We start from the raw sequence: 10,125 nt of genomic DNA on the forward strand, positions 1-10,125 counted from the left end.
CGGAATATCTTGTTAAGGCTGTATATTATACTGGCTGTAAACAACATGGCCACCAAGGACCATGTTGTTTACAGCATACCCTTGTTGCAAAAGCATCCCCGTCAGAACAGCACTGAGTAGTTCAGACCAAAGGTTCGGCCCCGGCCTTTGTAGTCGTACAGTGAAGCAGGGCCGTAACCCGGGCTGTAGTACAGAGGTGCACGCTGTCCCCAGACAGTGGTATAGTCACGGTCGAAGAGGTTCTCAACGCTGAAGCTGAGTGTTCCCACCGGAAGCTGCCAACTACTGATAAAATCGACGGTAGTGTAACCATTAATATCGTTACCCTCTGCATCGCTTACGTCGAAAGAAGTGGTGCTCTGTACACGCAGACTCCACGGTTCCGGCGCCCAGTTAATGTAAGCTGTCGCTTTCGATGGACTTGATTCCTTCACGTCATATTTTTGCCATTGACCGTTCACTTTCGACTCGGTTTTCAGCACATTGAAGTTCACACCGGTACTCCAGTCAGTATCCGGGATCAGGTAGTCCACCGCACCTTCCACGCCGTAAATACGGCGCCTGTCGTCCTTCACACTGATGGTCAGATCTTTATTCCTTTCCACGCTCTTATTGGAAAGCGAGTAATATGCCGCGATTTGAGTCCGCAGGTTGTCACCGATAAAGCGCCAGCCCAGTTCATAAGAATCGACTTTCACGCCTTCCAGCTTACTGTCGCTGACGTTCACGCTCTTTGTCAGGGGAAGATGGCCGTTCACTGCTGCACCATAGATGCCGCGACCATAATATTTCCCCGGATCCGGCAATGCCACCCCCTGGGAAAAATTGAACCATGCCTGCTGACGTTCGGTGATGTGCATCAGCAGACCAGCATTGAACAGAAAGTTATCGTAATCTACCGAACCACCAGGAATGGCGTCGGCAGATATCGCCTTCCCGGCAGCAATCTTCTGTTGCTGCGTGTAGTCGATGAAATCATCTACCCTGTTCTCAGTATACTGATAGCGTACGCCACCGCTAACGGTAAAAATATCATTAATGTCATAGCTGGATTGCAGGAAGGCCGCCAGATTGGTGATGTCATATGACGGATAGCGCCCGGTGGTGTAAATCTTATGGTTGTTCAGCCCTCCGGAAGCACTTGCCTGAGCCAGATCGAAGAACATCTGGTTGGAGGTAAAGCGCTCATGCTCAGCATCCAGCCCCCAGGTGATTTGCCAGCCGTCCATCAGTTGGCTGTTCAGAGTCAGTTTCATGCCGTACTGGTCGGTATCCTGCTGTGACGAGGAGAAAGCCGTCGCCTGTTTATTCGCATTTACCGTCGGGAACGGGTAGTACCGCAACGACTCATCGCGGTAGTAAACCTGACCGACCAGTTCCTGTCCCAGGAAATCACTGTCAGAGTACTGCAGGCTGATCAAATGCCGCTCAGTGCCGGGAATGCGGTCAGAATTCAGCCCCTTACTGACGTATGGTGTGCTGCTCCCGCTGATGGCGGAAAAGCCTTTCCCGAGATTAAGCCCGTAATTGTCGTCTCCCTGACTTTTATAGTACTGCGTTATCAGTTGAAGCTGCCGGGATTCATCGATGTTCAGCGTACCGGTTCCCATGATGTCCAGCCGATTGGAGTGCTGCAGGCCGGTCTGGGTGTTATCAAGCAGGGTGGTATCGCCGTTACCGTCAAACCAGCCGCCAAATTTCTGATATGCCACGGAAAGACGTCCGGAGATATGGTCATTTCCGCCGGAGACAGCACCGGCAATGCGCTCATCGTGATCTTTACTGCTGTTAAAGCCACTTTTTGTGCCAGCCTCAAACTCCATCATGGTTTCCGGCTGACCTTTTTTGGTCACGATGTTGATCAACCCTCCGGTACTCCCGCCACCGTACAGGGCCGTCGCGCCGGAGATCACTTCAATATGGTCGATATTAAAAGGATCGACAGAGTCCAGTTGTCGGCTGTCGGAACGTGAAGAGTTGAGGCGCACACCGTCAATCAGGACAACCAGCGGGCGGCCACGCATGTTCATACCGTAGTTGGTTCGACTCTGGCTGCTGACATCAAGGCCGGGGATTAACTGAGCCAGTGCGTCTTTCAGCTCTTTACCGCCCTGAATCTGCTGCTCCAGTTCGGCATTTTCGATAACCCAGGTGGTTTGCGCCATCTCCGCTACAGTTCGATTGCTGCGGCTGGCAGACACTATGATCTCATTATCATCGTTTTGCTGGGCGACAGCTGGTGACAGCACGACAAGAAGCAGCGGACCAAGAGCCCGGGGCATATACTTTTTGCGTATCATCGTTATTCCTGAATATTTGCTGTATAGTGAGCTAAAGAAGCAGCCTCCGGCTGCGGTTTTTTCCGGCTGCCGCTGCGCCACTGAATCAGTGCGGGCGGCATACTGAGATCGAATAAATCACGCCCCAGTACGCGATTAAGAATACGTGCAGATCGCCAGGCCATCAGGCTGAGCTGGGGTTCGGCGATGCCATGAGTTTGCATGCTGGCGTTGACCGCAAAGATGTTATTTTCTTTCGGGCCACTCCATTCCAGAGTGAAGTCATCACGCACTTTAAAGGTGTTCTTATCGTGCATGGTGATCAAGGGCATCAGTGAGGGAAGTATTTGTGGCAATGCAGAACGGTAACCTGTGGCGAAAATCACCACATCACTTTCCAGGCTCTCTCTGCCCTGATCCAGATGATGTTCCATCAATAACCTCCAGCCCGGACCACTACTTTCCAGAGTTGTTACCGAGCGACTGGGTAGCAGACGGATATTTCTTGGTTTTCTCAGAACTTCAAAACGGTGGTACAACTCACGATAAATGGTCAGTAAAGAATCGGCAGTGATGCCATCCGATGTCATTTTCTGCTCATCCAGTAACTGATGGCGAATATCTTCCTTCAGTCCGGAGAAGCCTGAAATATATTCAGGTGTAAAATACTCATCAGCAAAAGCAGCCTCATCCAGTGCGTTAAAATTATTACGCCGTGAGACCCAGTTTATTTCCGCCGCTTCTCCCCATTCCCCGCGTAATGCATTAAGGAACAGGTCTGCACCACTCTGTCCTCCACCAACCACGGTTATCCGTTTTCCACTCAGGTCCGGCCGACGAAGATTCATTTCACTGGCATGGAAACAGGATTGTGTCACATGCTTCACACAGGGTGGTAAATAAGGTTGTTTTCCTGTACCAAGGCAGATATTGTGGGCAAAATATTCTCCCCGACTGGTCTGAACCAGAAACAATCGACTTTTTTTGTCGAAATCAATATTTTCAACGGTATGACTGAAATACAGGTTATTCATATCTTCAGCAGCCCAGCGGAGATAGTCAGAAAACTCTTCACGGGATACTGTACGTAGCCTGCTTGTAAGGAAGCGATAGAACTTTTTGTGCTTCACCAGATAGTTAACAAAGCTGTAGGGATTTGTAGGTGCAACTGCACTGACCAGATCTTTCAGAAAGACGGTCTGCATATGACAATCCGGTACCAGCATACCCGGATGCCAGGAAAAATGAGGATGTTCGTCAAAGAAGAGACAGTTCAGTTCTTCGATCTGATGTGACAATGCAGCAATGCTGAGATTAAATGGCCCTGTCCCGACACCAATAAAATCGACACTTTTTTTCATGATTCATATTCCTGAGTTACCAGCCACAGCGGATTTTGCAGATTCTCAAGGTAATTCGGCAGCATGCGACTGCCGCCATCCAGGTCCGGCCAGGTCAGTTTTACCGGGTTCAGCACCACGCGAATGATTTGTGGCCTGAAGAGTGAGAAAAGCGCAAAACGCTCTGCCATTTGTGGATGTTTGTTCATGTAATCACTCAACACTGCTGCCAGCAGTTGATAAAATCGCCTTTCAGGTACGCCAAGACGAACCATCAGTGGCGAAATAAAACGCAGTACTGTCACGAAGTGACCCGTCTGCAAATCATGGATTAAGTAGTCCGCACTCAGACGGGATGTGACATCACGCACCTCCTGAGGCAAAGAGTCCATTTCGGGAAACGCTTCTTTCACCAGCCGCATATCGCCCTGGAAGTCTTTCAGCAGAACACGCTGTGGTACCCCCTCTTTCATGGCGAGCGTTATATTTTGTCCGTGTGCAATAAGCGCGACACCGTAGCGGCAAAGCAGGTGATACAGCGGAACCACAACCACCCGGAACAATTGCGTAAGCCAGGTTTCAGCGTCCAGTCCGGAGCGGTCGATATATGCGCCTGCCAGCGGCTGATTGTTTTCGTCGCACTCCATCAGTGTTGCCATCAGAACAGGACTTTCATCCGGTTTCAGCCAGCGGCACGGATTCTCCCGCCAGATAACACCAAGCATTTCCTGGTAGCGATAGGGAGCCCGGGCAAGCGCGGCATAGCCTTCATGGGACACATAGCCTGCAGCCGGTTCACCAAGGATCACTGCGCCGCTTTGCACCAGGGTGGCGTCGGTCGCAAAAACCTGTTGCAGCCAGCGTGAAGCCAGTGGTCCGGCAGCGATATATCTGCCAGGGATCCCCCGGTAGCATGAGGTATTGTAGATGGTCAGCGGCAGCTTGATATCCAGCCCTCCCCGGCGGCTGGCGTTGGTCAGGGTACGCAGCGACTGCTGGGCGAGCCACTGGTCGCCAAACTCGCCGAGAGACACCATCCTGCCTTCGGCAAAATCAGCGATGAAGTCTGTGGCGATTTTTTGCTGCCACTGCCACGGATGTACCGGCAGCGGCAGCCAGTTGTGATCCAGCCCGTTTTCCTGCCAGACCTGACTGAAGCGTGTAAACTCCTGCGGATCCATTGCGGCAGTCAACAACTGCTGAATATCCAGATCGTTATCGCAGCGCCAGATCATATGTTCACGTTTTACCGCCAGCCAGTGCAGTCTGAAGGTGTTGGTATACTCTGGCGCATATCGTTCCAGCGCCTCTTTGCCCCAGCCACGGCGACCTTTATTAAAAACGAATTTAGGATGACCGCTCAGCAGGCATTGCAGACGATCGGCATCAAGATTAATCAGGTCACTGGCACTCAGTCCGCGACGGGCCTTCAGTAGTTGCAGGTCGCCCAGTAGCGTGGCATACAAATCCTGCATATGCTCTGCAACAGTGGCATCACTCATTGACAGCACCGGCTTTAGCTGCATCAGCAGCGTCTGCGCCAGTACTGGTTCGTCCGTGCAGCGCAACGTTTGGGCATCAATCCACAGCCAGCCCCAGATACCACGTTCAGCGATGAAGCGCCATTGTGCTCCCGGCAGGTTAATGCAGTAGTGGTCATCGCCCTGAGATTCCGCGTGGAAAACCTGCTCATACTCCATCTCAGACAACATTTTTGCCACCAGCCGACGGTTAACAAAATCCCAGTCCTTGTGATTCATTACAGACCGACCTCCGTGAAGAAGTGATGACGATCCGCCATCACCATGCGCGAGCGCTTATGTGGGAAGTCGAACTCTTTAATTGTCCGGTATCCCGCAGGCTCAAGATGGCGGAACAGGCGCTGGTTATCGGTGCGTGGCTCCAGTACTGTGCGCTGCGTACGGGGCTCATCCAGCAGCAGGTAATGTGTCAGCCCGCGCAGCCAGCTTTGCACATAGTGGGCCCCGCGCCATTGCTGTTCACCAACCAGCAGATGCAGGCCACGGTCAAAGGGCTGCCACGAATAGTGACGACCAATGCGGTCTTCCGCCGCCCAGTAGATTTCGAAATAGCTGAATGGCCGATCGTCGAAGCACCCAATCAGCGGGAATGCATGTTTACCGGTGAGCTGGCGCTCCAGATAGGCGGTCTGTACCTCCAGTGAGCCACTTTGCTCCCAGAAATACTCAACGCGCGGATCATTCATCCAGCGGGTGAAACGTTCTGCATCAGAAACGGGATCGGCAATGCGGAAACTCAGCATCCTGCGAATACGTGGATCGTAACGGCGGTAAACCTCACCCTGTGGACGGGGTGGGCGCTGCGGGAAATAAATCTCACGCTCTGCATCAAAAACCATTTCACCGGAGGCCCGGTTTGCCGGTGAACTCAACCATAACGGTAACTGCCAGAAGGTAGTACGATGGATAATGTCGCTTTTTACCTGCCCAAAAAGCGTCAGCGCCTGTGGCTCCTCACGCCATTCGGCCCAGGGGAGAGCCACTGCTGACAGTTGTGGTGCGGCGATAAATATCTGATCCAGCGCATCGCACAGCCACCCTGTCGGCAGCTCCCCGGGACAGTGCAACACCGCGCTATTGTCCAGTCCCCAGCCAAGATTCAGGGGCTTGTCGAGTTTTTCACAGCGCAGTCCATATCTGCTGTGAATAATGTTTGCCTCAGACATTCAGACCTCCTGAGCCTGCAGCGGGTTAGCGAAATCGAAATAGATCACCGAAGGGTCAACAATGGTGTTCTCGTTATGATCGTTCAGATAACAGAAAAAGTTACCTTTTACGTTCCAGTACGGACTTTCCAGCACGTAGTTGAGACAGGTTTTATGAGTCACCTGATCACGCACTTCAGCCAGCGATGCTCGTACACGAGCCATCAGATTCGATTCGCTGTCCAGCCCGGCAGCCCCCAGCGCAGCGGTCACAGCAAAAGTGGAGTTAACCAGCAGGTAATAAGGGAAATAGCGCAGCAACTGCTCATGGGTGAAAATATTTTCCGCCTGCGCCTCGCCAATAGAATCGAGCCAGTCTGTCGCGTGAGGCATAAAAGCGCTGCCCTGACAGTCACGGTAAATAAATCCGACCGGCAGATCCCCAAGCATCTGGACAAGAATATTTTGCTGATGCGCCAGCAGCACCAGGCCGTAATCCGCTTCAGCCGTAAACAGCGGCTTTAGCACTTGCTGACAGTATGCATCGACCCATGCATGGGCGGCCTGTTGCACAGTGATACCGAGGCGATCGCTCAGGCGTTTTACCGCCGAAACCAGCAGCGAATCACCGCCATCAGGTGCGGCCTGAGTCAGGGAGACCAGTACGTTAGTCTGGCTTTTCGGCTGATCCACCAGCAGATTTTCACGCAGGGCAAACAGACTTTCCTGCATGATGTTGCCGTTAAGATCGAGCAGCCCGGCCCAGCCATCCTCCTGCATTACCCGGAAAGTCGGGAAGCGGACCTGTAGCATCTGCCAGCCGTCGGTTTGAGCCAGGCGTGCCAGGCGCATCCCACGCTTCACTTCTTTCACGGACAGAGTACGGATGGAGTTGGTCAGCCGTACGCTCAGGGAGAACTTGATCATATCGCGGCTGGTGGCACAGTAGAGGGAACGGGAAGAGGTGGTCGGCAGCCACGACGTGCCGGCCTCACCTAAGTCTTTAATCAGCCCTTTAGCAACAAGTGCCTGGCACCACCCCTGCTGCAAAAGATATTCCCCCTGCCACGGGTGCAACGGGAACAGCCATTGGTTGTCACTTAATTCGTTGAGTAACTGAGGCGCATTCTCTGCGGCAAATCGCGTCAGCCGCTGTTGAAGGTTGAGATGCAAACTTTCACCGGCGATTTGCGTTTTATCCACCGAAAACCACCGCAGTGGGAAGTGGGGTGCCATATCAGGCAGGTAGCGTTCAGCCTCCCGCCGGTTAAACGGTTCATGAGACTTAGGCGCAGGGTGGAAAGCGTGTCCTGTCAGCAGCGCCTGCTCAGCCTCGCCAAAATTCAACGCTTTTTCACGCAGAGCGGCCCAGTCATGACGGGCATCAATTGCCTGTTGCGTATGGACATGGCTTTCCAGCACGCGCTGGTGGAAAGTTTCGCAGAGGGGAACGGGCAGAAACAGTTGATGGCGTAGCTTATCAATAATAAGCCGGGAGAGAGTGGTAAAGTCGACAGGATAACTGCCTGATGCCGTGACCAGACGTGCAGGAAATGCAAAGCGGTGATGCTGGGTTGGGGAGAAATAAGCCACTCTGAAATGGAGCGATTTCTGCTCATCCAGCGGGATGAGCAATTCGTCTGGCGGGTATTCTGTCAGTTTCCAGTCTGTGGTTTCACGAATCAGTGCATTCAGGAAGCACTGCGCAGCCACATCTGTGGCTGGTTTTTCAGAGGGCAGGGTCATAGTCAAACAGCTCCCACACAGTAAAATAATAACAATTATGTCAATAATGATTCTCATTATCAACAATAAATGTTATTGTCAGATAAATTAATTTTACAAATAAACACAATTAATACATGGAGTTGAAACATTATAATGTCACCAGGGATCGAAGATACGCCCCAAAAACCACTGTCCTGCTGGCCACTTGCGTTCAGTGCAGGGCTTCTCGGTATCGGACAGAACGGTCTGCTGGTTGTGCTCCCTGTTCTGGTCATACAGACAAATCTGAGTCTGTCTGTATGGGCTGCCCTGCTGATGCTTGGCTCAATGCTGTTTCTGCCATCGTCCCCGTGGTGGGGAAAGCAAATTTCCCGTACTGGCAGTAAACCTGTGGTGTTGTGGGCTCTGGGAGGATATGGCATAAGCTTTACCCTGCTAGGGCTGGGAAGCGTGCTGATGGCTACCAGCGCCATAACAACAGCGGTGGGACTGGGAATATTAATCATCGCCCGGATCGCCTACGGGCTGACCGTGTCGGCAATGGTGCCAGCCTGTCAGGTCTGGGCATTGCAGAGAGCTGGAGAAGGGAATCGCATGGCCGCTCTGGCAACCATCAGCTCCGGCCTGAGTTGCGGCAGGCTATTCGGGCCGCTGTGCGCGGCAGCAATGCTGGCCATTCATCCTCTGGCGCCACTGGGGCTGCTGATGGCAGCCCCAGTGCTGGCGCTGCTGATGCTGCTGCGGTTGCCCGGCACACCACCACAGCCCACACCGGAGTGCAAGAGCGTCAGTCTGAAGCGGGATTGTCTGCCTTATCTGCTTTGCGCAATATTACTGGCTGCGGCGGTGAGCATGATGCAGCTTGGACTTTCGCCTGCCCTTACTCGCCAGTTCGCTACGGATACCACCGCCATTAGCCAACAGGTGGCCTGGCTGTTGGGTCTGTCCGCAGTAGCTGCGCTTATCGCGCAGTTCGGGGTACTCCGTCCGCAGCGCCTGACTCCGGTGGCCCTGCTCCTGAGTGCCGGAGTGTTGATGAGTGGTGGTCTGGCTATCATGCTCTCCGAACAGCTATGGTTGTTTTACCCGGGCTGTGCAGTGCTGTCATTTGGAGCAGCTCTGGCAACACCCGCTTATCAACTTCTACTGAATGATAAGCTGGCTGATGGCGCAGGCGCGGGCTGGCTCGCTACCAGTCACACACTTGGCTATGGACTGTGCGCTTTGCTGGTGCCGCTGGTATCGAAAACAGGTGTCGCAATCGCGCTGATTATGGCAGCATTATTTGCAACTATATTATTTACCATTGTGTCTGTATTTATCTGGCATTACCGTACTATCAAATAAAGATATGATCATCACCTTACTGGAGTAAATCAGAGGATATGAGAGAGGACCTGCGTCTGATGAAAGCATGTCAGGCAGTGTTCTGGCTTGCTGCCCCCGCCCATCAGGTATAGTGAATTCAACCAGTTGCTGCGGTGTAATCTCCATGATTCTTTCGTGCAACAACCTATGATCCCGTTTACCATTAATATTCAGCGTTGCTCTGTTATTAAATTTCATTCTGACAAGCCAGTCAGCTTTTATTCCGGGAGTCTGCGCTGCGCGTTCAAACAGGTCATAAAAATCGCCTTCACGATCAGAAATTGACAATACATGGGTATCAGGGCATTGGCGAGCCAGTTCTGTTGCTTTATTATATCCTTCAACCCAACGCCAGGTTTCTTTTTCACTGACATGTTTTTTATGAAGTAAATCATTGCAGATTTCTTGTCGGGTATTTTTACTGGTTTTTAATTCATCCCTGAACCACTGATAGTCATCATAAACACCGAGGCAAACACCTGACTCACTGATGACGAGTTGAGGATGAAGAAATAAGTTTCTTTCATCTTTATGTTTTTTGGGACCAACTCCTTGTTTTTCTTTCTGACCAGAATAATTAAGTTCTGTTGTATCCTGTAAAACTAAAACTCTTTTAAACTGCTGAGCTCTTTCAGTGATATTTTCTTTGTGAGGAGCCATGATTTTATTAGCAGAGACTTTATCGTTTGAAAAACAACGATAAGCTGCCTTTGTTTCACTCCAG

General features: G+C 51.9%; 7 protein-coding genes. 1 reads left to right on the plus strand and 6 read right to left on the minus strand.

Annotated elements, in window-relative coordinates:
• Positions 1–101: 101 nt before the first annotated feature.
• Genes iutA through iucA form a run of 5 tightly spaced genes read right to left on the minus strand, consistent with a single transcriptional unit; the run spans position 102 to position 8,051 of the window.
• Positions 102–2,297 carry a ferric aerobactin receptor IutA gene (iutA, locus tag ACUU1M_RS16425; protein WP_152029017.1) on the minus strand — a complete coding sequence of 732 codons (2,196 nt, stop codon included), beginning with the start codon at positions 2,295–2,297 and terminating at the stop codon, positions 102–104.
• Between the two features lie 5 nt (positions 2,298–2,302).
• Positions 2,303–3,640, minus strand: coding sequence for an NADPH-dependent L-lysine N(6)-monooxygenase IucD (gene iucD, locus ACUU1M_RS16430; RefSeq protein WP_000750134.1), 1,338 nt, complete (start codon positions 3,638–3,640; stop codon positions 2,303–2,305).
• Entirely contained in the window at positions 3,637–5,379 is a 1,743-nt protein-coding gene (iucC, locus tag ACUU1M_RS16435; protein WP_001015713.1) for an NIS family aerobactin synthetase IucC, read from the minus strand. The genes iucD and iucC overlap by 4 nt, the downstream gene beginning before the upstream one ends.
• Positions 5,379–6,326 (minus strand): N(6)-hydroxylysine O-acetyltransferase IucB, encoded by a 948-nt coding sequence (iucB, locus tag ACUU1M_RS16440; RefSeq protein WP_001287502.1) that lies wholly within the window; start codon positions 6,324–6,326, stop codon positions 5,379–5,381. The genes iucC and iucB overlap by 1 nt, the downstream gene beginning before the upstream one ends.
• Positions 6,327–8,051: an aerobactin synthase IucA gene (gene iucA / locus ACUU1M_RS16445; protein WP_001403387.1), complete on the minus strand. Its 1,725-nt coding sequence runs from the start codon at positions 8,049–8,051 to the stop codon at positions 6,327–6,329. It abuts the gene before it with no gap.
• Positions 8,052–8,186: 135 nt separating this feature from the next.
• On the opposite strand from iucA, the gene ACUU1M_RS16450 reads away from it, so the two are divergent.
• Positions 8,187–9,380, plus strand: coding sequence for an MFS transporter (locus tag ACUU1M_RS16450; protein ID WP_000074477.1), 1,194 nt, complete (start codon positions 8,187–8,189; stop codon positions 9,378–9,380).
• On the opposite strand, the gene ACUU1M_RS16455 is transcribed toward ACUU1M_RS16450, so the two are convergent.
• Positions 9,330–10,125: IS4/Tn5 family transposase DNA-binding protein (locus tag ACUU1M_RS16455; RefSeq protein WP_449144695.1), on the minus strand; the 796-nt coding region annotated here is incomplete at its 5' end. The genes ACUU1M_RS16450 and ACUU1M_RS16455 overlap by 51 nt on opposite strands.

It is taken from the genome of Shigella sp. SIG6 (genome assembly GCF_053555815.1).